Annotated in this window: 29 protein-coding genes; 10 read left to right on the plus strand and 19 right to left on the minus strand. The window is 65.2% G+C overall.

The annotated features are described in order from the left end of the window. Position 1 precedes the first annotated feature (1 nt). Genes ACSSV4_RS10735 through ACSSV4_RS10775 form a run of 9 tightly spaced genes read right to left on the minus strand, consistent with a single transcriptional unit; the run spans position 2 to position 4,582 of the window. Complete coding sequence (locus tag ACSSV4_RS10735; RefSeq protein ID WP_454275311.1) at positions 2-502, minus strand: flagellar basal body-associated FliL family protein; 501 nt, start codon at positions 500-502, stop codon at positions 2-4. Between the two features lie 26 nt (positions 503-528). After that, positions 529-1,257, minus strand: coding sequence for a flagellar basal body L-ring protein FlgH (flgH, locus tag ACSSV4_RS10740; RefSeq protein WP_454275145.1), 729 nt, complete (start codon positions 1,255-1,257; stop codon positions 529-531). A 20-nt stretch (positions 1,258-1,277) separates the two neighbouring features. Beyond that, entirely contained in the window at positions 1,278-1,691 is a 414-nt protein-coding gene (flgA, locus tag ACSSV4_RS10745) for a flagellar basal body P-ring formation chaperone FlgA (RefSeq protein ID WP_454275146.1), read from the minus strand. After that, positions 1,691-2,476, minus strand: a complete 786-nt coding sequence (gene flgG / locus ACSSV4_RS10750) for a flagellar basal-body rod protein FlgG (protein ID WP_454275147.1) — start codon at positions 2,474-2,476, stop codon at positions 1,691-1,693. Before flgG ends, flgA begins: the two co-directional genes overlap by 1 nt. A gap of 18 nt (positions 2,477-2,494) precedes the next feature. Further along, complete coding sequence (locus ACSSV4_RS10755) at positions 2,495-3,208, minus strand: flagellar hook-basal body complex protein (protein WP_454275148.1); 714 nt, start codon at positions 3,206-3,208, stop codon at positions 2,495-2,497. 2 nt (positions 3,209-3,210) lie between these two features. Next, positions 3,211-3,480, minus strand: coding sequence for a flagellar biosynthetic protein FliQ (locus ACSSV4_RS10760; RefSeq protein ID WP_080458237.1), 270 nt, complete (start codon positions 3,478-3,480; stop codon positions 3,211-3,213). Between the two features lie 4 nt (positions 3,481-3,484). After that, positions 3,485-3,769, minus strand: a complete 285-nt coding sequence (gene fliE / locus ACSSV4_RS10765; protein ID WP_454275149.1) for a flagellar hook-basal body complex protein FliE — start codon at positions 3,767-3,769, stop codon at positions 3,485-3,487. 22 nt (positions 3,770-3,791) lie between these two features. Then, positions 3,792-4,184 carry a flagellar basal body rod protein FlgC gene (gene flgC / locus ACSSV4_RS10770; RefSeq protein ID WP_454275150.1) on the minus strand — a complete coding sequence of 131 codons (393 nt, stop codon included), beginning with the start codon at positions 4,182-4,184 and terminating at the stop codon, positions 3,792-3,794. Between the two features lie 11 nt (positions 4,185-4,195). After that, complete coding sequence (locus tag ACSSV4_RS10775; RefSeq protein WP_454275151.1) at positions 4,196-4,582, minus strand: FlgB family protein; 387 nt, start codon at positions 4,580-4,582, stop codon at positions 4,196-4,198. A gap of 86 nt (positions 4,583-4,668) precedes the next feature. On the opposite strand from ACSSV4_RS10775, the gene ACSSV4_RS10780 reads away from it, so the two are divergent. The 5 genes from ACSSV4_RS10780 to ACSSV4_RS10800 all read left to right on the plus strand — a co-directional run bounded on the left by ACSSV4_RS10780 (position 4,669) and on the right by ACSSV4_RS10800 (position 8,744). Further along, positions 4,669-6,039: a FliI/YscN family ATPase gene (locus tag ACSSV4_RS10780; protein WP_454275152.1), complete on the plus strand. Its 1,371-nt coding sequence runs from the start codon at positions 4,669-4,671 to the stop codon at positions 6,037-6,039. A 65-nt stretch (positions 6,040-6,104) separates the two neighbouring features. Then, the gene (gene rbfA, locus ACSSV4_RS10785; protein WP_454275153.1) at positions 6,105-6,500 is read left to right on the plus strand and encodes a 30S ribosome-binding factor RbfA; all 396 of its coding nucleotides are present in this window, start codon (positions 6,105-6,107) and stop codon (positions 6,498-6,500) included. Then, positions 6,487-7,236, plus strand: coding sequence for a phosphodiester glycosidase family protein (locus ACSSV4_RS10790; RefSeq protein ID WP_454275154.1), 750 nt, complete (start codon positions 6,487-6,489; stop codon positions 7,234-7,236). The genes rbfA and ACSSV4_RS10790 overlap by 14 nt, the downstream gene beginning before the upstream one ends. Before the next feature lie 36 nt (positions 7,237-7,272). Then, a complete protein-coding gene (gene truB, locus ACSSV4_RS10795; protein WP_454275155.1) occupies positions 7,273-8,178 on the plus strand; it encodes a tRNA pseudouridine(55) synthase TruB in 906 nt (301 codons plus the stop codon). Continuing rightward, entirely contained in the window at positions 8,175-8,744 is a 570-nt protein-coding gene (locus tag ACSSV4_RS10800) for a DUF1643 domain-containing protein (RefSeq protein WP_454275156.1), read from the plus strand. Before truB ends, ACSSV4_RS10800 begins: the two co-directional genes overlap by 4 nt. Before the next feature lie 9 nt (positions 8,745-8,753). Here ACSSV4_RS10800 and ACSSV4_RS10805 read toward each other — a convergent pair whose 3' ends face one another. From ACSSV4_RS10805 to ACSSV4_RS10815, 3 genes are all read right to left on the minus strand, one after another. Next, complete coding sequence (locus ACSSV4_RS10805; RefSeq protein WP_454275157.1) at positions 8,754-9,590, minus strand: alpha/beta hydrolase; 837 nt, start codon at positions 9,588-9,590, stop codon at positions 8,754-8,756. 148 nt (positions 9,591-9,738) lie between these two features. After that, a complete protein-coding gene (locus tag ACSSV4_RS10810) occupies positions 9,739-11,142 on the minus strand; it encodes a DegQ family serine endoprotease (protein WP_454275312.1) in 1,404 nt (467 codons plus the stop codon). A gap of 109 nt (positions 11,143-11,251) precedes the next feature. Continuing rightward, positions 11,252-11,449, minus strand: a complete 198-nt coding sequence (locus ACSSV4_RS10815; protein WP_454275158.1) for a hypothetical protein — start codon at positions 11,447-11,449, stop codon at positions 11,252-11,254. A 50-nt stretch (positions 11,450-11,499) separates the two neighbouring features. Between ACSSV4_RS10815 and ACSSV4_RS10820 the strand changes: the two genes are divergently transcribed. From ACSSV4_RS10820 to ACSSV4_RS10830, 3 genes are all read left to right on the plus strand, one after another. Next, the gene (locus ACSSV4_RS10820; RefSeq protein WP_454275159.1) at positions 11,500-13,299 is read left to right on the plus strand and encodes an NAD(P)-binding domain-containing protein; all 1,800 of its coding nucleotides are present in this window, start codon (positions 11,500-11,502) and stop codon (positions 13,297-13,299) included. 161 nt (positions 13,300-13,460) lie between these two features. After that, entirely contained in the window at positions 13,461-14,474 is a 1,014-nt protein-coding gene (locus ACSSV4_RS10825) for a TAXI family TRAP transporter solute-binding subunit (RefSeq protein WP_454275160.1), read from the plus strand. 80 nt (positions 14,475-14,554) lie between these two features. Then, a complete protein-coding gene (locus ACSSV4_RS10830) occupies positions 14,555-16,600 on the plus strand; it encodes a TRAP transporter permease (RefSeq protein WP_454275161.1) in 2,046 nt (681 codons plus the stop codon). A gap of 24 nt (positions 16,601-16,624) precedes the next feature. Here the strand turns inward: ACSSV4_RS10830 and ACSSV4_RS10835 are convergent, their stop codons facing one another. From ACSSV4_RS10835 to ACSSV4_RS10860, 6 genes are all read right to left on the minus strand, one after another. Continuing rightward, positions 16,625-17,389: a TIGR02186 family protein gene (locus tag ACSSV4_RS10835; protein WP_454275162.1), complete on the minus strand. Its 765-nt coding sequence runs from the start codon at positions 17,387-17,389 to the stop codon at positions 16,625-16,627. Next, positions 17,389-18,303 carry a sulfite exporter TauE/SafE family protein gene (locus ACSSV4_RS10840; protein ID WP_454275163.1) on the minus strand — a complete coding sequence of 305 codons (915 nt, stop codon included), beginning with the start codon at positions 18,301-18,303 and terminating at the stop codon, positions 17,389-17,391. Before ACSSV4_RS10840 ends, ACSSV4_RS10835 begins: the two co-directional genes overlap by 1 nt. Positions 18,304-18,440: 137 nt before the next feature. After that, a complete protein-coding gene (locus ACSSV4_RS10845) occupies positions 18,441-19,373 on the minus strand; it encodes an alpha/beta fold hydrolase (RefSeq protein ID WP_454275164.1) in 933 nt (310 codons plus the stop codon). Further along, the gene (locus ACSSV4_RS10850) at positions 19,370-20,287 is read right to left on the minus strand and encodes an ornithine cyclodeaminase family protein (RefSeq protein WP_454275165.1); all 918 of its coding nucleotides are present in this window, start codon (positions 20,285-20,287) and stop codon (positions 19,370-19,372) included. The genes ACSSV4_RS10845 and ACSSV4_RS10850 overlap by 4 nt, the downstream gene beginning before the upstream one ends. A 37-nt stretch (positions 20,288-20,324) precedes the next feature. After that, a complete protein-coding gene (locus tag ACSSV4_RS10855; protein WP_454275166.1) occupies positions 20,325-21,293 on the minus strand; it encodes a DMT family transporter in 969 nt (322 codons plus the stop codon). Between the two features lie 144 nt (positions 21,294-21,437). Then, on the minus strand, positions 21,438-22,460 hold the full coding sequence (locus ACSSV4_RS10860) for an aspartate-semialdehyde dehydrogenase (protein ID WP_454275167.1): 1,023 nt from the start codon (positions 22,458-22,460) through the stop codon (positions 21,438-21,440). A gap of 150 nt (positions 22,461-22,610) precedes the next feature. On the opposite strand from ACSSV4_RS10860, the gene ACSSV4_RS10865 reads away from it, so the two are divergent. Both ACSSV4_RS10865 and ACSSV4_RS10870 read left to right on the plus strand, forming a co-directional pair. Continuing rightward, complete coding sequence (locus ACSSV4_RS10865) at positions 22,611-22,856, plus strand: hypothetical protein (protein WP_454275168.1); 246 nt, start codon at positions 22,611-22,613, stop codon at positions 22,854-22,856. Between the two features lie 11 nt (positions 22,857-22,867). After that, complete coding sequence (locus ACSSV4_RS10870) at positions 22,868-23,167, plus strand: CcdB family protein (RefSeq protein WP_454275169.1); 300 nt, start codon at positions 22,868-22,870, stop codon at positions 23,165-23,167. 6 nt (positions 23,168-23,173) lie between these two features. On the opposite strand, the gene ACSSV4_RS10875 is transcribed toward ACSSV4_RS10870, so the two are convergent. Beyond that, positions 23,174-24,346 carry an MFS transporter gene (locus tag ACSSV4_RS10875; RefSeq protein WP_454275170.1) on the minus strand — a complete coding sequence of 391 codons (1,173 nt, stop codon included), beginning with the start codon at positions 24,344-24,346 and terminating at the stop codon, positions 23,174-23,176. Positions 24,347-24,368 lie beyond the last annotated feature (22 nt).

Raw genomic sequence — 24,368 nt, forward strand, 5'->3', positions numbered from 1 at the left:
CTCACACGTCCTGGCGGGCGATCTCGGTGATCAGCACATCGCGGGCGACCTCGCCCAGAACGCGCGTGGCCACGTCACGCAGCGACCGGCGCAAGGCATCCATTCTGTCCGCGCCGGTGAATTCGCCGTCGAAGCCCCCCATATTGGCGTGATCGAACAGAACCTGGAGAAACCCGTCGCGCAGCTTGGGCTCGCGCGCATAGACCGTCTGCGTCTGACCGCTGGGGACCTCGAGGCTGAGCGACAGCACGACCATCGCGCCGATCCGGTCCTCGTTGACCACGGGGATGACGAACTGATTGTTGAGCTTGACGAATTCGCTGTCGCCCGCTGGCTCTTCGGCATGATCGGTTGCGGTGTCGGGCCCGTCCGTTTCCGACGCGCTGTCCTGTGTCTGTTCCACGGCGGTCTGGTCCTGCGGGGCGGGGCGCAGGACAAGCCCCGCCGCGATGCCGCCGCCGGTTCCGAGGAGGGCGAGGAGAAGGGGCAAAAGCATGCGCATCATCGGGTCGGTCTCCGTTGCCGGGGTCAGAAGGGCAGGATCGCGTCCAGCACCTGCTGGCCGATCCGCGGTTGCTGGACATCGGTGATCTGGCCGCGCCCGCCATAGGAGATGCGCGCCGCGGCAATCTTGTCATAGGTGATCTCGTTCTGCCGCGAGATATCTTCGGGCCGCACGAAGCCGGTGACCAGAAGCTCGCGCAGTTCGAAATTCACCCGTACTTCCTGAGAGCCCTGAATTTCCAGCACGCCGTTGGGCAGCACCTGCGTCACCGTGGCGGCCACGCGCAGGGTGATTTCCTCGCTGCGGCTGACCGAGCCGTCGCCGCCCGACTGGCTGGAGGAATTGATGCCGACCGCCCGATCAAGGCTCGCGCCTTCGGGCAGGCTGCGATTGATGCGTTGCGGCAGACCGAAGAAATCCGGGATACCCAGGTCTTCCGAGCCGCTGCGCGAGCGTTCGGTGGTGTTGGAAATCTCCGCCTCCTCGTCCAGTTCGATCACCACGGTCAGGATGTCGCCTCGCGTCGCGGCGCGCCGGTCGCCGAGAAGCGACTGACGATCGCCACTCCAGAGCGAGGCGCGCTCCAGCAGGGCAGAATCCTGCGCGTGCCGGGGAAGGCCCGGGTTGAACATAGCGAGCTGCTCGCGCGAGTCCATGGTCGAGGTGAAATCAGGTGCCTTGCCGATATGGTCGAGGCGCGCGCAGGCACCGAGCGCGCAGGTGGTGACGATCAGGGTGAATGTCCGGAACATGGCTGTGCTTTCCCTTCGGTTCATCGCGATACCGCAATCCGGCCATCTTCCGTCACGCGCCCCGTGACCGTGGCGCGCGAGACCAGATTCATCACACGTACATATTCGCCCGCCCCCGCCCGCGACAGCACACGACCCTCTGTCAGGATTTGCAGGCCGCCATGGGCATAGATCAGCGGCACGATCTGGTTGCGCTCGATCAGCGTGGGCGGTTGCACGTGATGGGCCTGCACCGGGCGCCCCGGATAAAGCGCGACCCGCGCCTCCATGCCGATCAGATCAGCGAGCGTGATGGTGCCTGCCCCCTCGCCGGGCCTGAGCAGCAGATCGCCGGGGCCGATGATCTCCTGCGCGCGGATCGTGCGGGTGGGCACGATCACATCGGCGAGGGCAGGGCCCGCGACGCAAAAAAGCAGGATCAGCGCGCGGAGCATCAGCGCACCTGTGTCGTCGCGGCGAGCATCTGGTCGGCGGCGGTGATCACCTTGGAATTCAGCTCGTAGCCGCGCTGCGCCTCGATCAGCTCGGTGATCTCGCGCACCGGATCGACGGAACTGTCCTCGAGATAGCCCTGCCGCAGGGTTCCGAGACCGTCCTGGCCTGCGGTCGTCACATTGGGTGGCCCCGACGCCTCGGTCTCGATGAAGAGATTGCTGCCTATCGCCTCGAGCCCCTTGGCATTGCTGAAGCCGACGAGGTTTAGCTGGCCGATGGACTGCGCCTCGGCCTCGTCCTGAAAGAAGGCGAAGACCTCACCCTCGGCATTGATCGAGATGCTGCGCGCGTCTTCGGGAATGGTGACCTCGGGGGCGACCGGGTAGCCTTCGGAATTCACGATCAGCCCGTCCGCCGAGCGTTTGAGCGCGCCGTCGCGGGTATAGCCCGACTGGCCCGAGGGCAAGGTCACCTCGAGATAGCCCAGCCCCTCGATCGCAAGGTCGAGATCGCCGCCGGTCGCGCTCAGCGGCCCCTGTGCGAGATCGACCGAGATTGCCGAGGGGCGCACGCCGAGGCCGAGTTGCACGCCGGTGGGCAGGACCGTGCCATCGGCGGCGTTGATCGTGCCGGCGCGGGTCAGTTGCTGATAATGCAGATCGGCGAATTCGGCGCGGCGCGCGTTGTAGCCGGTGGTCGACATGTTGGCGAGATTGTTGGAAATCGTCTCCACCCGCATCTGCTGGGCGGCCATGCCGGTCGCGGCGATCTTGAGAATACGCATCGGGTGATCCTTTCAGGGTCAGCGAATGAAGGAGTCGAGCGCGTTCATCACCCGCTCATTTTCGGACTCGAGAAAGCTCTGGCCCATCTCGTAGGCGCGCTGCACTTCGACCATGCGCGCGATCTGGCCGATCGGATCGACGTTGGAGCCTTCGATGAAGCCTTGCAGAATGCGGGCATTCGGCTCGGGCTCAAAGCCGCCTTCGGCGCGGAACATCACCCCGTCCTCGCGAAGCAGCACGGCCGCTTCGGCGGGGCGCACGAGGCCGATCTGCGCCAGCGGACGCCCGTCGGAGCTGAGCGTGCCATCGGGCGCGAGTCCCAGACCGGTCGCATCTGGCGGCACGAAGACCGGCGCCCCGCCCGCATCGAGCAGGCGGAACCCGTCGCCGGTGACCAGATCGCCCGCCGCCGAGAGCGAGAAGCTGCCCGCCCGGGTCAGCCGTTCGCCCGCCGGGGTCTCGATCAGGAAGAACCCATCGCCCTCGATTGCCATGTCGAGCGGTCCGCCGGTATGGTTAAGCGGGCCTTGCAGGCTGGAGAGGCTGCGCACATTGCCCTGCGCCATCGACACCGAGGTGTCATCCGCCGTGCGCCGGACATATTCTGAGAACACCAGCCCCTCTTGCCGAAAGCCGGTGGTCGCGGCATTGGCGATGTTGTTGGCGATGATCTGCATCTCGCGCATCAGCCCGGTCTGGCGGGTCAGGGTGGTATAGCCTGCGGCTTCCATGGTCAGCCTCCTGTGATCATCGGCACGAGCCGGTCCTGAAAGAATGTCACCAGTGTCTGGGTCATGAATCCCATGGTCAGCCAGAACACCACGACGATGGCACCGAGTTTCGGCACGAAGGTGAGGGTCAGTTCCTGGATCGAGGTCAGCGCCTGAAAGAGACCGACCAGAAGCCCGGCGACAAGCGCCACGGCGAGGATCGGGAAGGAGATGATCACCGAGACCCAAAGCCCCTCGCGCAGCGTGTCGAAAAAGAGAACCTCATCCAGCATCGGCCTAGACCGGCATCCGCAGGATTTCCTGATAGGCCTCGACCACGCGGTCGCGCACCGTGACCGCCGCCTCGACCGCAAGCTCGGTCTGGGCGAGCGCCTGCACGAGCGCATGCGGATCCGCGCCGCCGGTCATCGACGCCTGGGCGAGATCCTCGCTTTGTTGCAGTGTCGCGGCGAAATCGCGGGCGAGCCCTTGGAAAGCGGCACCGGCCGCCTGCGGCTCGGGTTCGGTGGCCGGTCGGGTGGCCGCGTATTGCCGCGCGGCGTTGATTGCGCTGATATCCATTCTGGATCTCCTGTTTTGCGGGTTAGCGTCGTAGCAGTTCCATCAGGCGCGACGACATTTGCCGTGTCTGATCGAACATCTTGAGATTGGCCTCGTAGCTGCGCTGCGCCTCGCGGGCGTCCGCGATCTCGATCATCAGGTCGACATTGGAGCCGTCGAAATGCCCGCTTTCGTCGGCGAGCGGATGGCCGGGGTCATAGACCCGCTGCAAGTCGCTTCGATCGAGGCGCACCGGCCCGGTCTCGACCGTGCCGACCGCGTCGCGCGGGCCGAGCGCGGTCTCGAAGGCGACGGTCTTGCGCCGGTAGCCGGGCGTGTCGGCATTGGCGATGTTCTCGGAGACATGCTGCAGCCGCCGGGCCTGTGCCTGTAGGCCGCTGGACGACACCGAGAGGGCTTTGGAAAATTCGCTCATTCTAATCCTCCTTATCCGCGTCCCAATGCAGTGCGCAGCACGGTCAGCGACGAGCGGTAGATGGCGAGCGCACGGTCATGCTGACGTTGCACGTCGATGGCGCGCAGCATTTCGGTTTCCAGCGACACGGAATTGCCGTTGGGATCGCGCGTCGCCGCCTCGTCGGTGAAAAGCTCGAACCCGCCCCGTCCGCCGCCGAGCAGATGCCCGGGCCGCGTCGCGCGGGGTGCCTCGCCGCGGCCCCCGGTTTCATAGAGCGCGGTAAATGGCGCGATGTCGCGGGCGGCGTAGCCGGGCGTGTCGGCATTGGCCAGGTTCTGCGCGACCACGGCCTGACGCGCACCGGCATGGCGGGCCATCGCGTGCGACATTCGAAAGATGTCGAGATTTTCAAACATCGGGGCGTCTCCCTCGATTGGCTTCAACCAAGGCTTAACCCTGATTCCTTTAGAAATTGTTTTCAGATCATGATTGGAGCGCACGGATGACCGGAAATCAGCTTGAGGGCCTCAGGGCAGAACTCTCGGCGCTCAGCGCCACGCATCCGATCGGCCGCGTGACGGCGGTGCAGGGCGGCGCGCTGCATGTCTCGGGCCTGTCCCGGGCGGCGCGGCTTGGCGATCGGGTGCGGATCCAGACTAGGGCCGGGGCGGTGTTGCATGGCGAGGTGCTGCAACTGCAACAAGTGGCGGTGCTGGTTCTGCCCGAAGAGGCGGCGGAGGGCGTGGCGCTCGGCGACCGGGTGACCTTGCTCGGCGCGGCCATCATCGCCCCTTCGGCGGGCTGGATCGGACGGGTGATCGACCCCTACGGTCAGCCGCTCGACGGTCGCCCGCTGCTGCGCGGGGGGCAGACGCGCCCGGTCCGCGCCGACCCGCCTGCGCCCCCGCGCCGCCGGGCGCTCGGCGCGCGGCTGGAGACTGGCATGGCAGTGTTCAACACCTTCTTGCCGGTGGTGCGCGGGCAGCGGATCGGGCTCTTCGCCGGGTCGGGGGTTGGCAAATCCATGCTTCTGGGTCACCTCGCGCGGTATATGCAGGCCGATGTCGTGGTCGTCGCGCTGATCGGCGAGCGCGGGCGCGAACTTGGCGAATTCGTGCGCGACGTGCTGGGCCCCGAGGGGATGGCGCGCGCGGTGATCGTCGCGGCGACCTCGGATCGCTCGCCGCTGATGCGCCGCCGTTGTGCCTGGACGGCGATGGCGGTCGCGGAGCATTTCCGCGATGCGGGCAAGCAGGTCTTGTTCCTTGCCGATTCGGTGACCCGCTTTGCCGAGGCGCATCGCGAGATTGCCACCGCGGCCGGGGAATTGCCGGCGCTGCGCGGATTTCCGGCCTCCACAGCGCATACCATCATGTCATTGTGCGAGCGGGCAGGGCCGGGCGACGCGGGCAGCGCGGGCGACATCACAGCACTTCTGACCGTTCTCGTGGCGGGCTCCGACATGGAGGAGCCGGTCGCGGACATCCTGCGCGGCGTGCTCGATGGGCATGTCGTGCTTGACCGGCAGATCGCCGAGCGCGGGCGCTTCCCTGCCATCGACCTGCTGCGCTCGGTCTCGCGTAGCCTGCCCGGGGCGGCAAGCGATGACGAGAACGCACTTCTGGCGCAGGCACGCGGGCTGCTCGGGCGGTATGCCCGGTCGGAGACGATGATCCGGGCCGGGCTTTATGTCGAGGGCAGCGACCCCGATCTCGATCAGGCAGTGCGGATCTGGCCCGAACTCGACGCCTTTCTCGCCGATCCCGAGAGGAAAGGCATCGCCAACAGCTTTGCGCGGCTCTCGGTTCTTCTGCGGCGCGCCGGACCAGACATGCGGGGCATTTCGCGGGTGCGGCGGGCGGGGGCGGCGTGAGGGATTTTGCCGAGTCCCCGCAATCCGCGCTTGGAATGCGCGGGCACTACGATTAGATGCAACGCATGGCCAAGAACAAATTCCACGATGGGTCCGGCCCCTCGCAACGTCAGCTTCGCGTCGGAGAACTTATCCGCAGGACCCTGTCGGATGTGCTGATGCGTGGTGATATCCACGATCCCGATCTCAACCGCCTGTCGGTCACCGTGGGCGAGGTGCGCACCTCTCCCGACCTCAAGATCGCGACCGCCTATGTCATGCCATTGGGTGGCAGCGGGCAGGGCGAGGTGATCGAGTTGCTGGCCCGCAACAAGGCGGAGTTGCGCCGGATCATCGGGCGCAAGGCAGGGCTCAAGTTCACCCCCGACCTGCGCTTTCGTCTTGATGAGACCTTCGATCAGATCGACGAGACGCGCAGGCTGTTCGCGCAGGATGAGGTGCGGCGAGATGTGGAGGACTAGGGTCTTCACGGCGCTTGCGGCACTTTCGCTCGCGGCCCCTGCGGCGGCAGCGTGCCGGTCGGAACGGGTCGAGGGACAGGGCTATGTCATTTGCGCGGTGGAGGCGGCGGCCGACCTGCGGCTTTTCCTCAATGACGCCGAGAGCGGCGTGCCGCTTGGCAGTTTCGCCAGCATCGACCGACAGCTTGCGCGCGAGGGCAAGCGGCTCGGCTTTGCGATGAATGCCGGGATGTATCATTCGGACCGCAGCCCCGTGGGGCTCTATATCGAAGAGGGGCGAGAAGCCGCGCCGCTTGTCACCCGCGAGGGCCCCGGCAATTTCGGGCTTTTGCCCAACGGGGTGTTTTGCTTGAGCGACGGGCGCGCGCAGGTGATCGAGACGCTGCGCTATGCGCAGGAGCGACCCACCTGCCGCTATGCCAGCCAATCCGGTCCGATGCTGGTGATCGACGGCGACCTGCATCCGCGCTTTCTGACAGACAGCGACAGCCGCTATATCCGCAACGGCGTGGGCACCGCCGCCGATGGCCGGGCGTGGTTTGTGATTTCCGATGATCCGGTGAATTTCCATCGCTTCGCGCGGGTGTTCCGCGATCATCTGGGCGTCGATCAGGCGCTCTATTTCGATGGCAAGGTGTCGCGGCTATACGCGCCCGGGTTGGGCCGCAATGACCTCGGGTTTCCGCTCGGGCCGATGGTGGGGCTTGTGGTTGACGCCGAGACCCCGCTGGATTAGCCCTACGCTTCGTTCAGAAGCAGGAAAAGGCCGCAAATGGCACGCAAACGCAAGGGGCGCGACGTAAACGGGTGGCTGGTGGTGGACAAGCCTGCGGGCATGACCTCGACCAGCGTGGTGAACAAGGTGAAATGGGCGCTTCAGGCGAAAAAGGCGGGCCATGCGGGCACGCTCGACCCCGACGCGACGGGGGTTTTGGCGGTGGCGCTTGGCGAGGCGACCAAGACTGTTCCCTACATCACAGATGCGCTCAAGGCCTATGAATTCACGGTCCGGCTGGGGCAGGCCACCAATACCGACGATGCCGAGGGTGAGGTGATCGCGCGCAGCGACACGCGCCCCACGGATGAAGAGATCAAGGCCGCGCTCGGGGCGTTCGTCGGCGATATCATGCAGGTGCCGCCGCAATATTCCGCCGTCAAGATCGACGGGCAGCGTGCTTATAAACTGGCCCGCGAGGGCGAGACATTCGAGGTCGCTGCGCGCCCGCTCTGGGTCGAGGAATTGCTGCTGGTCGACCGGCCGGATGCCGATCACGCGGTGCTGGAAATGGTCTGCGGCAAGGGCGGTTACGTGCGCTCGGTCGCTCGGGATCTGGGCGCGGCGCTTGGGTGTTACGGGCATGTCGTGGCGCTGCGGCGGGTCTGGTCGGGTCCGTTCGAGGCCGAAGGCGGGCTGAGCATCGAGCAGATCGAGGCGATGGCGCAGTCGCCCGATCTCGACACGTATCTGCGGCCCTTGGAAGAGGGGCTGAGCGACCTGCCCATGGTCGCCGCCACGCAAGAGGGCGCGGCACGGCTGCGCAATGGCAACCCCGGCATGGTGATCGCGAATGACGTGGAGTATGGCGAGGAATGCTGGGCCGCGCAGGACGGGCGCGCGGTGGCCGTGGGCCGGTTCAAGGCAGGTGAGTTGCACCCGAGCCGGGTATTCAACCAATGACCGCAAACGCCCCCGACCACCTGCATGATCCGGGCGGCAAGGTGCGGCTGCGCCTGCCCGACGGGGTGATCGGCGGGGCGACGTTCTCCGAGTGCGGACGGTATCGGCAAGCGCTGACCCGCGACTGGACGCCCGAGGGAGAGGCGGCGCGCGCGGTGCTCTTCGTGGGGATGAACCCGTCGGTGGCCGGGGCGGAGGTATCCGACCCCACCTGCCACCGGGAATTGATGTTCGCTCGCGACTGGGGTTTTACCCGCTATCTCAAGGGCAATGTGCTGGATTGGCGGGCCACCTCGCCGCGCGATCTGCCGCCGGATCCGTCGCTGGCGTGCAGCCCCGCCAATATCCCCGCGCTGGTGGCGATGGCGCAGGACGCGGACTGCGTGGTGATGGCCTATGGCAAGCTGCATGCGCGCTATGCGGGCGTGGTGGATGAGGCCTTGCGCGCGATTGCCGAGACCGGCCGCCCGCTCAGATGCCTCGGGCTGAACAAGGACGGATCGGCCAAGCACCCGCTTTATCTGCGCAAGGATACCGCGTTGATGGATTTTCCTGCGCTGACGTGATGCTCCGGTTCAGGACGGATCGTCAAGGCTTTCGAACCAGCCCCAGGCATCGGCGGCGAGGTTGGGGCCGATCTCGTAGAACCAATGGGTGTGATCGGGGATAAGGTGCAGTTCCGTGTCATGGCCTGCCGCTGCGAGCGCCTCTGCTGCCGCCTGTGCGCCCGCCACCGAAAAGACGCGATCGCGCTCGCCGAGATAGATGCGCAGGGGGCGTGCCGCGGGCGTGGGGCGATACTGGTCAGGGGGCCCATAACCGCCATGCACTGCCGCCGCGCGCCAGGGACCGATCCCGCGATTGACGAGCAGCGCGGCGTAACTTGCCCCGGCCGAATGTCCAAAGAGATACACATGATCCCGGTCGATGGCACGCGTCTCGGCGATGGTGTCGAGCATCGCCGAAATCCGCTCTCCCGTGATATCCTGTGCCGCCCAGGTCTTGCCCGGCGCATCCGGAGCGATCAGCACGACCGAGCGCGTGCGCCCCACCCGCTGCCACATGTCGAGCATAGAGAGGCCGTCGCGGTTGGCCCCGTGCAGAAGCACGACCACCGGGGTCGGCGTGCCACTGGGCGGCACGAGCGCGTGCCAGGTCAGCCCGTCGCTCTGGTGCCGGGTGCTTTGCCGCGCGACCTCGGCGGAGGGGGTGTAGTCGAACCGATCGGGAATCGCTGGCGTGAGCAAGCCGCGCCGCCGTTCGAGCAGCGTGCCAACATGTGTCTCGGTCGTCGTCGAGTGTTCGGGGACAGGAGCCGCGTGTCTGGTTTCCGGTGCCATGACAACCGCCGCAAGGACGAGCGCGAGCGCACCACCGACGATCCCGATCAACACGACGCGCAAAACTCTCATCTGAAACCCCAGGATACCAATATGTTTGCGTCGACTTGATAGCCAATCGTGAGGGTTGTGAGAAGCCTGCATTACGTGGTGTCGTCCGTCCGGACATGAAAAGGGGCACCGCCGAGGGTGCCCCTTTGCCGTTTGATCCGTAAGAGGGTCAGCCGTTGTCGAGCGACAGCGCCACAAAGCGCGGCTCCCCGGCGCGGCGGATCAGTAGCAGAAGCGATTTCCGCCCCGCTTCGCGTGCCTCGGCGATGCGGCCCTCGAGATCGCTGATCGAGGTGATCTTTTGCTGGCCGGCCTCGGTGATCACGTCGCCTGCGCGCAGGCCCTTCTCATAGGCCTCGGACAATTCGTCCACATCCGTCACGACCAGACCGGTTGCATCGCTGTCCAGTTCCAGCTGTGCACGCAGTTCGTCATCAAGCGGCTGGATGGTCAGGCCGAAGATTTCCTTCTGCTGCGGATCGGACGGGTCTTCGCCCTGCTGTACAACCTCCACGGTACTCTCTGCGTCTTCGCGACGGCCGAGCGTAACCTTGAGCGTCGTGGTCTTGCCATCGCGGAACACGACCACGCGCACGGTCTTGCCAACCTCGGTGTTGCCCACCTGCCGTACGAGGCTGCGGGTATCCGCAACCTCCTTGCCGTCGAAGGATGTGATCACGTCACCGGCGAGCATCCCGGCCTCTTCGGCGGGGCCCTCAGGCACATCCGTGACAAGAGCGCCTTCGGCTTTCTCGAGCCCCATGGCCTCGGCCACGTCCTCGGTCACGTCCTGAATGCGGACACCCAGCCAGCCGCGCCGCGTCTCGCCGAATTCCTGAAGCTGATCGACCACCCGCTTGACCACGTTCGCCGCCATTGAAAAGCCGATCCCGATCGAGCCGCCGGTGGGGCTGAGGATCGCGGTGTTGACACCCACGACTTCGCCTTCAAGATTGAAGAGCGGGCCGCCCGAGTTGCCCCGGTTGATGGCCGCGTCGGTCTGGATGTAGTCGTCATAGGTGCCCGAGAGCGCGCGGTTGCGCGCCGAGACGATACCCGCCGAGAGCGAAAAACCCTGACCGAGCGGGTTGCCCATGGCGAGCACCCAGTCACCGACGCGCGCAGTGTCGCTGTCCCCGAAACTGACGAAGGGTAGCGGCTTGTCGGTCTTGACCTTGAGCAGCGCGATATCGGTCTTGGGATCAGTGCCGACGACTTCGGCAGGCAGCATCTCGCCCGAGAAGAACTCGATATTGATTTCGTCGGCAGCCTCGATCACGTGGTTGTTGGTCACCACGAAGCCGTCCTCGGAAATGACAAAGCCCGAGCCGAGCGCCGAAGAGCGCCGGGGCCGGTCACCCTCTCCCATGCGGTCGCGGAACTGTTCGAAGAAATCCTCGAAGGGCGAGCCTTCGGGCACCATCGGCGCGGGGCCGGTGCCGCGTTCGACCACGGTCGAGGTTGTGATGTTGACAACCGAGGGGCTGACTTTGTCGGCCAGGTCGGCAAAGCTTTCCGGCCGGGCCTGCGCGGCGATGGCCTGCGCCACAAGCAGGCCCAGCACGAGCGCCATCAGCCACAGCGCTCGGAACGGCGTCGCCCGGTCTCGTGTTTCGGATATCATCGGGAGGTTCACGCCAATATCTCCTTTGGTTCGTATGAAACGCGGCGCGCCGCGCATGTCAGCTATGGGACAGATGTAGGTGTCCGTCGGCGGAACGCAAACCGCGTTCCATCCTGTCACGCCCATGTGAGCGCGTTGCCGCGCAGAAATCAAGCCAAGAGGTGTCGCGTGTTGCACCTTGTTGCGCGTGCAACGCCGTAGGGCCGATCAGGCGGCATTCGACATCGCCCGTCCACAAAAACATGGTCAGGATCATCTGGCGCGTGTCAGCCTTGGGTCGGGAGACCGCAACAAACGGAGGAGACCATGCTCGATACGACTGTGACAGACCGGACCCAGGCCTTTCTGGACGATTTCGGCAAGGCGCTGGAGGCTGGCGATATCGCTACCGCGCGCGACATGTTCCAGGACGATTGCTACTGGCGCGATCTTGTCAGCTTCACCTGGAACCTCAAGACCGTGGAGGGCAAGGATCAGGTTGAGGACATGCTGCGCCATCAGTTGGCCACCACCCAGCCGCGCGGCTGGAAAATTGCCGAAGGCGAACTGCCCGACGAGGCCGATGGTGTGATTACCGCCTGGATCGAGTTCGAGACCGGGGTGGCGCGCGGCTATGGTCTCATCCGCCTCAGGGACGGCCGGATCTGGACGCTGCTCACCACGATGGCCGAGTTGAAGGGCCATGAGGAACCCAAGGGCTTTGACCGCCCGCTCGGGGCCAAGCATGGTGCGGGCAAGAATCAGGCCACCTGGAAGGAAGAGCGCGAGCATGAGGCCGCGACGCTTGGCTACGAGACACAGCCCCATACCGTGATCATCGGCGGCGGGCAGGGCGGCATCGCGCTTGGCGCGCGGCTGCGGCAACTGGGCGTGCCGACGATCATCGTGGAAAGAAACGACCGCCCCGGCGACAGCTGGCGGCGGCGCTACAAGTCGCTCTGCCTGCATGATCCGGTCTGGTACGACCATCTGCCCTATATCAAGTTTCCCGACACCTGGCCGGTCTTTGCCCCCAAGGACAAGATCGGTGACTGGCTGGAAATGTACACCAAGGTGATGGAGCTCAATTACTGGATCCGCAGCGAGGCGAAATCGGCCCAATATGACGACGCCAGCGGCGAATGGACCATCGTGGTGGATCGCGATGGCGAAGAGGTGACGTTGCGCCCCAAGCAGCTTGTCATGGCCACCGGCATGTCGGGCAAGCCGCGTATGCCTGATTTTCCGGGCATGGAGAGGTTCAAGGGTGAGCAGCATCATTCGTCGCAGCATCCCGGCCCGGATGCCTATGTCGCCAAGAAATGCGTCGTCATCGGCTCCAACAACTCGGCGCATGACATCTGCGCGGCCCTTTGGGAGCATGACGCCGACGTGACCATGGTACAGCGGTCGTCGACGCATATCGTGCGCTCGGACACGCTGATGGATATCGGCCTCGGTGCGCTCTATTCCGAAGAGGCGGTGCGTGGCGGCATGACCACGGAAAAGGCCGATTTGATCTTTGCCTCACTGCCCTACCGGATCATGCATGAGTTCCAGATCCCGCTCTACGAGCAGATGAAGGAGCGCGACAAGGAGTTCTATGACGGGCTGGAAAAGGCCGGGTTCAGGCTCGACTGGGGCGATGACGGCTCTGGCCTCTTCATGAAATACCTGCGCCGTGGCTCGGGTTATTACATTGACGTGGGCGCTAGCCAGCTGATCATCGACGGCGAGGTGAAGCTGGCCAAGGGGCAGGTGACCGAGGTGGTCGAGGATGGTGTGATCCTCGACACCGGCGAGAAGCTGGAGGCCGACCTGATCGTCTACGCCACCGGCTACAACTCGATGAATGGCTGGGTCGCGGATCTGATGGGGCAGGAGATGGCCGACCGCGTCGGCAAGGTCTGGGGGCTTGGCTCGGACACCACCAAGGATCCCGGCCCGTGGGAGGGCGAGCAGCGCAATATGTGGAAACCCACCCAAGCCGAGGCGCTGTGGTTCCATGGCGGCAACCTGCACCAGTCGCGGCATTACTCGCAGTTCCTCGCGCTGCAACTCAAGGCGCGGATGGAGGGTATTGCGACACCCGTCTACGGGTTGCAGGAGGTGCATCACCTCGGCTGAGAGGCCAGTGCCGCAGGGCGGTCCGCAAATCACGCGGGCAGCCCTGCGGCATGTTGCCATGCCGCATCGCTTCCCATAACGTCCGGGCAGGGCAGGCCGGAGGCTTGCCATGTCAAAACCGGGGCGCGGCTGAAAACGCCCCCTATAACAGGGAGATAGAGATGGACGGTTTCAAAAGGGGTGCGCGGATCGTGCTTGCGGGCGCGGCGCTCGTCGCGGGTCTCGCGACGGCTTCGATCGCGCAGGATCTCAAGTTTTTCACCATCGGAACGGGCGGCACGGCCTACACCTATTATCCGGTGGGCGGTGTCATCGCCAACGCGATCTCCAAGCCGCCGGGCTCGCGCCCCTGCGACGAGGGCGGCAGCTGCGGCGTCGACGGGCTGATCGCCTCGGCGGTCTCGTCGCGCGGCTCGGTGGACAATGTGAACGCCATCGTCTCGGGGCTGCGCAATTCTGGCTTTGCCCAGTCGGATGTGGCCTATTGGGCCTATACCGGCACCGGCACGATGGAGGGTCAGCCCCCCGCCGAGAACCTGCGCACCATCGCCGCGCTGTTCGAAGAGCATATCCACCTCGTGGCCCTTGCCGATAGCGGCATCCATTCGGTCAAGGATTTGGCCGGCAAGCGCGTCTCGCTGGATGAGCCGGGTTCGGGCACCTATGTCGATGCCGGGCTCATTCTCGAGGCAAACGGGCTGTCGGTCGATGACGTGACCGCCGAGGCGCTCAAGGGCAACGCCGCCTCAGAGGCGCTGCGCAACGGCAAGATCGACGCGTTCTTCGTGGTCGCGGGCTATCCAACCGGTTCGCTGGTGGAACTGGCCTCGGCCGAGGATATCAAACTGGTGCCGATCGCGGGTGAGGGGGCCGAGCAACTGACCGAGGAATACGGGTTCTTCGCGCAAAGCTCTATCCCCGAGGGCACCTATGAGGGCGTTCCGGCAACCGAGACCGTCGCCGTCGGTGCGCAGTGGTTCACCTCCGCCGAGGAAGACCCGGATTTGATCTACGAGATCACCAAGGCGCTGTGGAACGACAATTCCCGCAAGCTTCTGGATGTGGGACACGCCAAGGGCAAGACCATCACCCCCGAGACCGCGTTGAGCGGGATCGGCGTGCCGCTGCATGAGGGCGCGGAACGTTTCTACAAGGAAGCCGGGCTCATCAAGTGAGCACGCGATAGAGCACACGCGGCCCGGCCACCCCCACGGTGGCCGGGTTTCTTTTCACGTCATATCCCGGAACCGATAGCATGGCTGCCCGCCCCAAGCCCGACACGGATCGCGAACTGACAGCCGAAGAGCTGCACGAGATCGAGCGCAAATACGACCCCGAACTGGCCTTTCGGCCAACCGGGCGTGGCATCGCGCTGTTCATCTCGGCCTGCCTGGTCGCCATGTCGGTCTATCATTTCTACGCGTCGGGCTTTGGCCTCATCCGCGAATTGCTGCACCGGGGCATCCACCTGTCATTCGTGCTCGGTCTGGTGTTCCTGCTGTTCTCGTGGCGGCGCGGCGATGCGCCCGGCGGCCCGGCATGGCTGCGTGTCTCCGGCGTGCCGGTGCTCGACATCCTGTTTGCACTGCTCGCCGTGGGGGCGGCGATCTACCTGCCGCTGCTGCCGCCCGAGGTGGTCTCGGTGCGCGTCGGCAACCCGTCCGAGACCGATGTGCTGATGGGCACCGCGCTGTTGATGCTCACGCTCGAGGCGACGCGGCGCTCGGTCGGGCCGACCCTGCCGATCATCGCACTGGTGTTTGTCGGCTTCGCCATCTTCGGCCCCTGGGCACCCGGTGCGCTCAAGCATGGCGGGGCGAGTTGGGACGGGCTGATCAACCATCTCTACATGACCAATCAGGGCATCTACGGCATCGCCATCGGGGTGATGGCGCAATACGTCTTTCTGTTCATCCTCTTCGGGGTGCTGGCGACGCGCATCGGTCTGGGCCAGCTCTTCATCGACCTCGCCATGGTCATCGCTGGCCGCTACGCGGGCGGACCGGCCAAAGTGGCGATCTTCTCCTCGGCGTTCATGGGCACGATCTCCGGCTCCTCGATCGCCAATACCGTGACCACCGGCGCGCTGACCATTCCGGCGATGAAACGGGTGGGCTATCCGGCGCATTTCGCCGGTGCGGTCGAGGCGACCTCCTCGACGGGTGGCCAGATCACCCCGCCGATCCTCGGGGCGGCGGCCTTCATCATGGTCGAGTACCTGGAAATCCCGCTGCGCGACATTTTAGCAGCGGCGCTTTTCCCGGCCTTGCTGCATTATTTCGGCATTTTCATCATGGTGCATCTGGAGGCCCGCAAGCTGGGCCTGCGCGGTCTGCGTGCCGAGGAACTGCCCAAGGCGGGGCTGGTGCTGCGCGAACACTGGCTGTCTATCATTCCTCTCGCGATCCTCGTCTACCTCATCCTCAGCGGCAAGACGCCTGATTACGCGGCCGTCTACGGCATCATCGCCTGCGTCGTGGTGGGATTTCTCAACCCGGTCAACCGGCTGACCCTGCGTGACCTGTGGCAGGCGCTGGCCGATGGCGCGCGCAACACGCTGGCCGTCGGGGCCGCCGCCGCGACCGTCGGCGTGGTCGTGGGCGTCGTCACCCTGACCGGAGTGGGCTTTCGCCTCGGCTATGTCGTGGTGCAGACCGCCACCGATCTCGGCACGACGCTCAGCGCGCTGTGGCCGCTCAGCGTCTTCACGGTGCAGCAATGGGCACTCTTCGTCTCGCTTGTCCTGATCGCCATTGCCTGCATCATCATGGGGGCGGGGATTCCCACCACGGCGACCTATATCATCCTTGTCGCGGTCGCTGCCCCGGCGCTCGCGCAGTTGCAGGTCGAGCCGCTGGTCGCGCATTTCTTCGTGTTCTATTACGGCGTTCTGGCCGATATCACGCCCCCTGTGGCGCTTGCCGCCTATGCGGCGGCAGGGATCGCCGGGGCCAATCCGTTCCGCACCGGCAACACCGCCTTTCGCCTCGGGATTGCCAAGGCGCTGGTGCCCTTCGTCTTCGTCTACTCACCCGCACTCCTGATTGTGACCGAAGGGTTCACCTGGTCTGCCTTTGCGATCACCCTCACGGGCGCGATGTTGGGCATCGGCGGGCTGGGCGTAGCGTTCTCCGGCTATTTCCTGGCGATGATGACCCGGGCCGAGCGCTGGTGGGTCGGGCTGGTGTCGCTGCTTTTCATCGCGCCGGGCCTGCAGACCATGGCGCTTGGCCTTCTGCTCTGGTCGCCGGTGATCGTGCTGCAATGGCGTCGGTATCGGTCGGAGCGAGCGACTGCCTGAAGGGCTGCCGGGACTTGTATTTTTTCAGCCTCGCCGCATCACCTGGAACGCCGCCGAGGCCGCCCAACCGGCGGCGATGGCGATGGCAATCGACATCAGGCCGTAGAGCATCGGCTGTTCGCGCGACATGGTGAACAGCCAGCGCTCCAGCCCGACCTTTCGCACGTCGATCACGGTCTGGTACTGCGACACGACGCGGCCTTCACGGGTCAGGAAGATGCGGGTCTGATAGGCCCCTTCGGTCAGGTTCGCGGGCAGGGCGATGGCCGTGCGAAAGAGCGTTTGCTCGTCAAAGGCTACCGCCCCTTCGCGCATCTGGTAGGCCCCCTGATCGCGCTTGATCCGGATCAGCGCCTCCGTGAAATTCTCGACATCCACATTGGGTGCCATGCTCGCGGCACCCACCGAGCGGATCGCGCGCGGGATCGAGACGCGATGACGCAGGTCCTCGGTACTGGACAGCACTTTGTCGAGCGGCCCGGTGGTGGCCACCGCATAGAAACTCGGCGCGGCATCGAGATCGACCATGTCGGTATTGATCCAGATGCCGAACTGCCGGTCCTTGCGCCGGACCTGCACCGGCTGCGAAGGGCCGGAGACCGTGATGACCACATCGAGCGGTGTCTCGGGGATCGGGGCCTCGCGCTTGACCGCGCCGAAGATCAGGATGTCCGAGCCCTCGAAGGTCGCGGTGATCGCCACTTTGTCGCTCGACAGGCCCAGGACCACTTCTTCAGCGCGCAGGGGCAGGGCGGCGAGGATCAGCAGGGCTGCCAGACGCCAGAGCATCAATGCCCTCCCCCCGCGCCGAGCGAGTAAAGTTCCGCAGGCTGCACCAGCAGATCGAAGGCCAGCTTGCCACAGACCACCAGCACCATGATCGCCAGCAGAATGCGCAGTTGTTCGGCCTTCATCCGCGTGCCGATGGTGGTGCCGAACTGCGCCCCGATCACGCCGCCCACCAGCAGCAGCACGGCAAGCGCGATATCCACGGTAAAGTTGGTCGTTGCGTGCAGCATCGTGGTAAAGGCGGTCACGAAAATGATCTGGAAGAGTGACGTGCCCACCACCACCTTGGTCGGCATGCCCAGCAGGTAGATCATCGCGGGCACCATGATGAAGCCGCCACCGACGCCCATGATCGCGGCGAGGATACCGACGCTCACGCCGACCAGAAGCGGCGGGATGACAGAGATATAAAGGCCCGAGGTGCGGAACCGCATCTTGAACGGCAACCCGTGCACCCAGCCATGCTTCTTGCGCTTGGGGGCCGTCCCGCGCCGGGTGTTATTAATGGCGCGCAGGCTCTCGACGAACATCATGCCACCGACGATGCCTAGAAAGACGACGTAGCACAGCTTGACCAGAAGATCGACCTGACCCATGGATTTCAGGTAGTTGAACAGCACCACGCCCAGGGCGGCCCCGCACAGGCCGCCAATGAGCAGCACCGTGCCCATTCGGAGATCCACCGTCTTTCGCCTGAGATGGGCGAGCACCCCGGAAAAGGAGGAGGCGACGATCTGATTGGCCTCGGTCGCGACGGCAACGGCGGGCGGGATGCCGATGAAGAACAAAAGCGGCGTCATCAGGAACCCGCCGCCGACCCCGAACATGCCCGAAAGCACGCCCACGAGCCCGCCCAATCCCAGAAGCAGGAAGGCGTTGACCGAGACCTCGGCTATGGGGAGGTATATCTGCATGCTATCCCTTAGCCCCATCACCGCTTTTATTGCAAGCCGGAGCGACGGTCACGGCGGTGCAGGCCTGATCAATTCTTGTTATCTGGACTTAACTTTCGTGAATTCCGAACATGTGGGGCAGGCGGCGTCTGATCATGTCACCGCTTATGGCGCATCAGATCGCGCATCGCGTGCAGCACCTCCTCGGTATGGGTGTAGGTCAGGCCGTGGCCCGCCCCCTCGATCACCTCCTGCCTTGCGCTGCGATTGAGTTGGGCAAGCCGCCCCATCGCGCTGAGCGGGATGATCGCATCCTCGCGCGCCCAGACGGCCAGCACCGGCACACCCGTCTCGGCCACATCGCCATGCGCCTCGGCCAGGTTCTCGGACAGCATACCGCTCATCGAGCGTTCGATCGCGGGCACGAAGCCGCGATAGCCGAGTTCAGCCTGTTGCAGATCGACGATGCCCTCGACACTGCTGGGCAGGTTTCGCTCGGCTTCGGTTCCCTTTCGGAACATGTGTGGAAAGACCGTGCGCATGATCCACCGACCGATCACGTTGCCCCGCGCCACCAGCCGCGCCACCGGGCCGAGATCATGGCCAAGCCCCGCCGGGGCGATCAGCACGATCTGGCGCAGGCGCTCGGGGTAAAGCGCGGCGAAGACCGTGGCGATGGCCCCGCCCATGGAATAGCCCAAAAGGGTGATGTCGCCGTCAACGCCTTGATCCTCCAGCAAATCCTCCAGCTGGGTGACGAAAAAGGCGCTGTCCTGCGGGCCGTCGGGGCGGTCGCTGTAGCCGCGCCCGTAAAGGTCGTAAATCAGCACTCGAAAGCCGATCGCTCCCAGCCCTTGCGCAATGCCGTACCAGACGAAGGACGGCGTGGTCAGCCCGTGCACGCAGACCGCGACCGGGCCGCGCGCGGCCCCCATCCAGCGGTAATGCGTGACACCGCGCGAGAGGGTGGCGAAGGCGCCGGGCGCATGGCGGCGGGCGGTGTCGTCCATCTCGGACTTGGACATCTCGCGCAGAAAGGGTGCTGCGGCAAGCAGCCCGAGGGCCAGCGCCAGGAGCCCGAGCCAGATCATCCCGCTGCCCGCCAGGCATCGAGGATGTAGCGGCTGGTCATGAGGTCGAGATGTGCGCCGCCGCCGTTCTTGAAGAGGGTGATCTCGTCATCGCTTTGGCGGTGAAATTTCTCGCGCTCATAGTAATCCGCCACCAGGTGATCGCGGGATATCGCGCCGGTTTCCAGCGGGATCCTGATCTCGCCGATATGGGCGACGGTGGTGTCGTAGCTGTCGACGAAGACCCGGGCGCGGCGCAGGGCTTGGTCATCCACCTCGCGCATGTCGGGGCGGTAGGCGCCGATCAGGTCGATATGCTGGCCGGGCTGGAACCAGTCCCCCTTGATCAGCGGGTCGGTGGACATGGTGGCGGAGGTGACGATATCGGCGGCGCGTACGGCGGCCTCAAGATCATCGGCCACGGCCATGCCGCCGCACTCTGCCGCCATGGTTTCGGCATTGGCGCGGGTGCGGTTCCAGACGGTAAAGCGCGCCTTGGGGAAGGCGGCGGAATAGGCCTGCCAGAGCGAGCGGCCCACCGTACCCGCACCAACGATAAGGATATTTTCGCTGTCAGCGCGGGCCAGACGCGTGGCGGCATAGAGGCTGTCGCCGGCGGTTTTCCACTTGGTGACAAGGTGGAAATCGACCAGCGCCGTAAGCGTCCCGTTGGCGTCGTCATAGAGGTTGACCGCGCCGTTGATCATTGGATCGCCCCTGTCCGGGTTGCCCGGAAAGATCGTGGCGCATTTCACTGCGATGCCCATCCCGTCGATCCAGGCGGAGCGGTTCAGAAGCGTGTCCTTGCCGCGATAGAGGAAGGTGTCGGCGATCTCGGCGCGGGGCAGATCGTGCCCGGCTTGCAATGCCGCACAGAGGCCCAGCCAGTCGAGATGCGCCTCGCCTTCGGCGAATGGAATGATCGTCAGGCTCATCTTTTCCTCCTCGGTATCGCGTCGGTATCATGTCGGTTTAGCGTCGGTATCGGTTTGTCCTGGGTGTCAGCCTCGCATCCTTCACCGACTCGCGCCACACCAGATAGAGACCGGAGCCGACAATGAGGGCAATGCCGATCCAGGCGGTGGCATCGGGCCAGGTGCCGAACACCGTCACCCCCCACATGATCGCCATCGGCATGGCGACATATTCGAACGGTGCGGCGAAGGCGGCTTCGGACAGGCGGTAGGCCTGAGAAATGAACAGCCCGCCCAGCATGCCGGAGATGCCCAGCAGGATCAGGATCGGATAATCCCCGACCGGCGGCCAGACCCAGGCGCGAAAGAGGAATTCCAGCGACGGGTGCCCCGACCCGGCAAAACGCCCGTCGCCCAGCCCCAGCCCGATCACGGTGCTGGCGAAGAGAAAGGTCAGCTGGATATAGAAGGCCATGGTGGGGGCGGATTCAGTGCCGCCGATCTTGCGCGTGAGCATGTGCAGCGTGGCGTAGAGGAAGGCGGCAACGATGGGCAGGAGCGAGGCCAGTTGAAACGCCGATGTGCCCGGTTTGACGATGACCAGAACGCCGATGAAGCCCATGGCGATGGAGGCCCAACGGCGCGGGCCGACCACCTCTTTCAGGAAGATCACCGAAAAGACGGTGATCACCAGCGGCGAGACGAAGAAGATCGCGGTGGCATCGGCGATGGGAAGGGCGGCCAGACCCAGAAAGAGACACATGTTGGCCGACACCACACAGAGCCCCCGGATCAGGTGAACCACCGGCCGCCGCGTGCGCAATAGGCGCGGGCCACCGGCGAAGGGCATGACGAAGCAGGTGAACGCCGTGAGGCCCACCAATGCGCGGATGAACACAACCTGATGCAGGGCATAGGCATCGGAGAGGAACTTGATCCCCACATCGTTGATCGAAAAGCACATCACCGCCGCCAAGGCATAGGCGGCGCCGATCAGGTTGGAACGCTGAACGGTCAGGGTGGTCATGAGGCTCCGGGACTGGTTTTGTCGGCGATAGATGACGCGAGCCGCCCGGCAATGTAAACCCCCGCCGCCGGTTCCCGTCCCGGCCCCGGACAGCAAACGGGCGCGTCCGAGGACGCGCCCGCATCGGCCGGCCCTGTGGGTGGATCAGCCCTTCTTCAGCACCCTTGCCCCGAGCGTTTCGGCGATCTGCACCGCGTTGAGCGCCGCCCCCTTGCGCAGGTTGTCGGAGACGCACCACAGGTTGATGCCATTGTCGATGGTCGGGTCCTGACGGATGCGGCTGATGAAGGTGGCGTAGTCGCCGACGCATTCGATGGGGGTGACGTAGCCGCCATCTTCGCGCTTGTCGATCACCATGATGCCGGGGGCCTCGCGCAGGATGTCGCGGGCCTCGGCCTCGTCGAGATGGTCCTCGAACTCGATATTGATCGCCTCGGAATGGCCGACGAAGACCGGCACGCGCACGCAGGTTGCGGTCAGCTTGATCTTCGGATCGAGGATTTTCTTGGTCTCGGCGACCATCTTCCATTCTTCCTTGGTCTGGCCGTCCTCGAGGAAGACGTCGATCTGCGGGATCACGTTGAAGGCGATCTGCTTGGGATACACCTTGGCCTGATAATTGTCGGTGGGGTTGTAGACGGATTTGGTCTGGTCCCACAGCTCGTCTATCGCCTCCTTGCCCGAGCCGGAAACCGACTGGTAGGTCGAGACGACGACGCGCTTGATCCGGGCGCGGTCATGCAGAGGCTTCAGCGCCACGACCATCTGCGCGGTGGAGCAGTTGGGATTGGCGATGATGTTCTTCTTGGCATAGCCCTCGACGGCTGCGGCGTTCACCTCGGGCACCACCAGCGGCACGTCGGGGTCGTAGCGGTAGAGCGAGGAGTTGTCGATCACGATGCAGCCCGACTTGGCCGCCTTGGGGGCATAGATCTTGGTCGCGTCAGAGCCGATGGCGAAGAGCGCGATATCCCAGCCGGTGAAATCGAACGCGTCGAGATCGAGGGTCTTGAGAGTTCGGTCGCCAAAGCTGACTTCGGTGCCGAGTGAGCGGCGCGACGCAAGTGCCGCGATCTCGTCTACCGGGAATTCGCGCTCGGCGAGGATGTTCAGCATTTCGCGGCCCACATTGCCCGTGGCACCGACGACGGCGATTCTGTAACCCATGTGTATCATGCCTCCTGATCGGGGTTGCGGTGCGGGTCATACAGGGATTGCGGGGGATGTGAAAGGGGCGGGTTGTCAGCCGACACTTGCGGATTGTGTTGCGTAGTGTGTATCATGACGGCATCACATGGACACCGATGCGAGGTCAGGATGCCATCACCGCTGAACATTCGTGACATTGGTGAGGATCGAAAGGCCGCTCTCGAAGAAGAGGCCGCGGCACGGGGGCTGTCCATCGCGGAGGTCGTGCGCAACTGGATCGACGCGGGGATCGCGGCGGCGCGCGCCGAGCGTGAGCGCGCCGCCTGGATTGCCGCTGCGCGCGAGGGGCTGGCCGACGAGGCCCGACAGCTTGACCGCGAAGGGCCGAGCCTTGCGCGGTTTCGCCGGGTGTGAGTGCGGCGAGCATGGCACAGGGCCGCATCCATCAGCTGCGCGGCGGCGGTGAACTGGTCTGCCGCGTTCAGAGCGATCTTGGCCTTGAGACGCCCTATATCCTGTGTGCGCCGGTGGTGCCGCAGGCCGGTTGGGGCGCGCTTGTGCCCCGGCTGCATATCCCCTTTGCGCTGGAGGGTGTGGCGCATGTCATCCTCATGTCGCAGCTTGTCGCTCTGCCGGGGTCGGAAATCGGGATGGTTGTCGGCGATGCCTTCCCGTTGCGCGACGAGATCATCGCCGCCGTGGATTTGCTGGTCTCGGGGTTCTGAGCGCGCTCAGCCCATGTTGTCGCGGCTGAAGAGATAGATCACCAGCCCCGCCAGCAGCGCGACCCCGAACAGCGCGAAGATCGCCACATATCCCGCCAGCGGGCCAGTGGCGACCGCCGCCGCGTGCAGCGGGCCGGAGGCGAATTGCGCCACGCCGACCCCGCCGACGCCGAAGAGGTTGAGCAGCGTGACACCCCGCCCGGCCAGATGCGGCGGGAAGAAGCTGCGGCCATGTGCGATGATGACCGGAAAGGTCGCGCCCGAAAAGCCGATGATCGCCAGCAGGGTGATGGAGAGCGCAAGGCTCGTCTCCGGCCAGAGCATCAGCGCGAAGGTGGCCAGCGCGCAGATCAGGTTGCCGGTGAAGATCACCCATTTGCGGGTCTGGAACAGCCGGTCGAGCGGGCCATAGGCCAGCGTGCCCGCGACCATCGCCAGCCCCATCACCAGCGTCGCCTGTCCGACCTGCCCGGTATCGAGCGCGAAGACATCCCGCAGATAGGGCCCGGCCCAGAGCCCGCGCAGCGCCGCGGCGGGCGCGTAGGCCACGAACATCAGCGGCAGGATCGCCCAGAGGGCGGGCATTTTCAGCAGGTCGAGGATCGAGCCGCGCGGCTCGCCGGTGACCGCCTCGGGATCGCGCACGAGGGTCTGAATGCCGAGGGCGATCACCGCCGCCACGCCCGCCAACCCCCAGAGCGCCGCGCGCCAGCCTATGGTTTCCGCCGCCCAGGCCATTGGCCAGGCGGCCACAAGATTGCCGACCGATCCCACCCCCAGCATCAAGGCGGCAAGCGTGGCAAAACGCGCGGGCGGGAACTGTCGCGCGAAGATGTAGTAGGAGGCCATCAGCACCGGCGAGCAGCCCACCGCGATGAGCGCCATCGCGAGACTTATCTGCAGCGGTGTGATGGCCAGCGCGAAGAGGGCCGAACCGCCGCCACCGCCGATCAGCAGGAGCATGGCGGTGGTGCGGCGCGGGCCGATCCGGTCGAGCGCCCAACCGACCGGGATCTGCATGGCGGCGAAGATCACGAACCACAGCCCCGAGGCAAAGGCCAGATCGTCCGGCGTGGTGCCGATATCGCGCGCCAATGGCCCGCTGAGCACCGCGAGGAACGCACGGAAGAACTGGCTCAGCACATAGGCGAGGCACAGCAGGGCCAGACCGGCACGCATGGGGCGGGGTTCCTCTTGGGGG

Source organism: Roseovarius sp. MBR-154, from assembly GCF_053628595.1.

What these genes read in the sequence shown, in the direction of transcription:
- ACSSV4_RS10830 (WP_454275161.1), top strand. Translation starts at nt 14,555, where the DNA reads ATGGCTGCCCGCCCCAAGCCCGACACGGATCGCGAACTGACAGCCGAA.
- ACSSV4_RS10735 (WP_454275311.1), bottom strand. Translation starts at nt 502, where the DNA reads ATGCGCATGCTTTTGCCCCTTCTCCTCGCCCTCCTCGGAACCGGCGGC.
- ACSSV4_RS10775 (WP_454275151.1), bottom strand. Translation starts at nt 4,582, where the DNA reads ATGTTTGAAAATCTCGACATCTTTCGAATGTCGCACGCGATGGCCCGC.
- ACSSV4_RS10875 (WP_454275170.1), bottom strand. Translation starts at nt 24,346, where the DNA reads ATGCGTGCCGGTCTGGCCCTGCTGTGCCTCGCCTATGTGCTGAGCCAG.
- ACSSV4_RS10760 (WP_080458237.1), bottom strand. Translation starts at nt 3,480, where the DNA reads ATGCTGGATGAGGTTCTCTTTTTCGACACGCTGCGCGAGGGGCTTTGG.
- ACSSV4_RS10810 (WP_454275312.1), bottom strand. Translation starts at nt 11,142, where the DNA reads ATGGCGCTCGTGCTGGGCCTGCTTGTGGCGCAGGCCATCGCCGCGCAG.
- ACSSV4_RS10850 (WP_454275165.1), bottom strand. Translation starts at nt 20,287, where the DNA reads ATGAGCCTGACGATCATTCCATTCGCCGAAGGCGAGGCGCATCTCGAC.
- ACSSV4_RS10800 (WP_454275156.1), top strand. Translation starts at nt 8,175, where the DNA reads ATGACCGCAAACGCCCCCGACCACCTGCATGATCCGGGCGGCAAGGTG.
- flgC (WP_454275150.1), bottom strand. Translation starts at nt 4,184, where the DNA reads ATGAGCGAATTTTCCAAAGCCCTCTCGGTGTCGTCCAGCGGCCTACAG.
- ACSSV4_RS10865 (WP_454275168.1), top strand. Translation starts at nt 22,611, where the DNA reads ATGCCATCACCGCTGAACATTCGTGACATTGGTGAGGATCGAAAGGCC.
- ACSSV4_RS10815 (WP_454275158.1), bottom strand. Translation starts at nt 11,449, where the DNA reads ATGATCCTGACCATGTTTTTGTGGACGGGCGATGTCGAATGCCGCCTG.
- flgA (WP_454275146.1), bottom strand. Translation starts at nt 1,691, where the DNA reads ATGCTCCGCGCGCTGATCCTGCTTTTTTGCGTCGCGGGCCCTGCCCTC.
- ACSSV4_RS10820 (WP_454275159.1), top strand. Translation starts at nt 11,500, where the DNA reads ATGCTCGATACGACTGTGACAGACCGGACCCAGGCCTTTCTGGACGAT.
- ACSSV4_RS10840 (WP_454275163.1), bottom strand. Translation starts at nt 18,303, where the DNA reads ATGCAGATATACCTCCCCATAGCCGAGGTCTCGGTCAACGCCTTCCTG.
- ACSSV4_RS10860 (WP_454275167.1), bottom strand. Translation starts at nt 22,460, where the DNA reads ATGGGTTACAGAATCGCCGTCGTCGGTGCCACGGGCAATGTGGGCCGC.
- ACSSV4_RS10870 (WP_454275169.1), top strand. Translation starts at nt 22,868, where the DNA reads ATGGCACAGGGCCGCATCCATCAGCTGCGCGGCGGCGGTGAACTGGTC.
- ACSSV4_RS10780 (WP_454275152.1), top strand. Translation starts at nt 4,669, where the DNA reads ATGACCGGAAATCAGCTTGAGGGCCTCAGGGCAGAACTCTCGGCGCTC.
- ACSSV4_RS10805 (WP_454275157.1), bottom strand. Translation starts at nt 9,590, where the DNA reads ATGAGAGTTTTGCGCGTCGTGTTGATCGGGATCGTCGGTGGTGCGCTC.
- rbfA (WP_454275153.1), top strand. Translation starts at nt 6,105, where the DNA reads ATGGCCAAGAACAAATTCCACGATGGGTCCGGCCCCTCGCAACGTCAG.
- fliE (WP_454275149.1), bottom strand. Translation starts at nt 3,769, where the DNA reads ATGGATATCAGCGCAATCAACGCCGCGCGGCAATACGCGGCCACCCGA.
- ACSSV4_RS10855 (WP_454275166.1), bottom strand. Translation starts at nt 21,293, where the DNA reads ATGACCACCCTGACCGTTCAGCGTTCCAACCTGATCGGCGCCGCCTAT.
- flgH (WP_454275145.1), bottom strand. Translation starts at nt 1,257, where the DNA reads ATGTTCCGGACATTCACCCTGATCGTCACCACCTGCGCGCTCGGTGCC.
- flgG (WP_454275147.1), bottom strand. Translation starts at nt 2,476, where the DNA reads ATGCGTATTCTCAAGATCGCCGCGACCGGCATGGCCGCCCAGCAGATG.
- ACSSV4_RS10825 (WP_454275160.1), top strand. Translation starts at nt 13,461, where the DNA reads ATGGACGGTTTCAAAAGGGGTGCGCGGATCGTGCTTGCGGGCGCGGCG.
- ACSSV4_RS10835 (WP_454275162.1), bottom strand. Translation starts at nt 17,389, where the DNA reads ATGCTCTGGCGTCTGGCAGCCCTGCTGATCCTCGCCGCCCTGCCCCTG.
- ACSSV4_RS10790 (WP_454275154.1), top strand. Translation starts at nt 6,487, where the DNA reads ATGTGGAGGACTAGGGTCTTCACGGCGCTTGCGGCACTTTCGCTCGCG.
- ACSSV4_RS10845 (WP_454275164.1), bottom strand. Translation starts at nt 19,373, where the DNA reads ATGATCTGGCTCGGGCTCCTGGCGCTGGCCCTCGGGCTGCTTGCCGCA.
- truB (WP_454275155.1), top strand. Translation starts at nt 7,273, where the DNA reads ATGGCACGCAAACGCAAGGGGCGCGACGTAAACGGGTGGCTGGTGGTG.
- ACSSV4_RS10755 (WP_454275148.1), bottom strand. Translation starts at nt 3,208, where the DNA reads ATGGAAGCCGCAGGCTATACCACCCTGACCCGCCAGACCGGGCTGATG.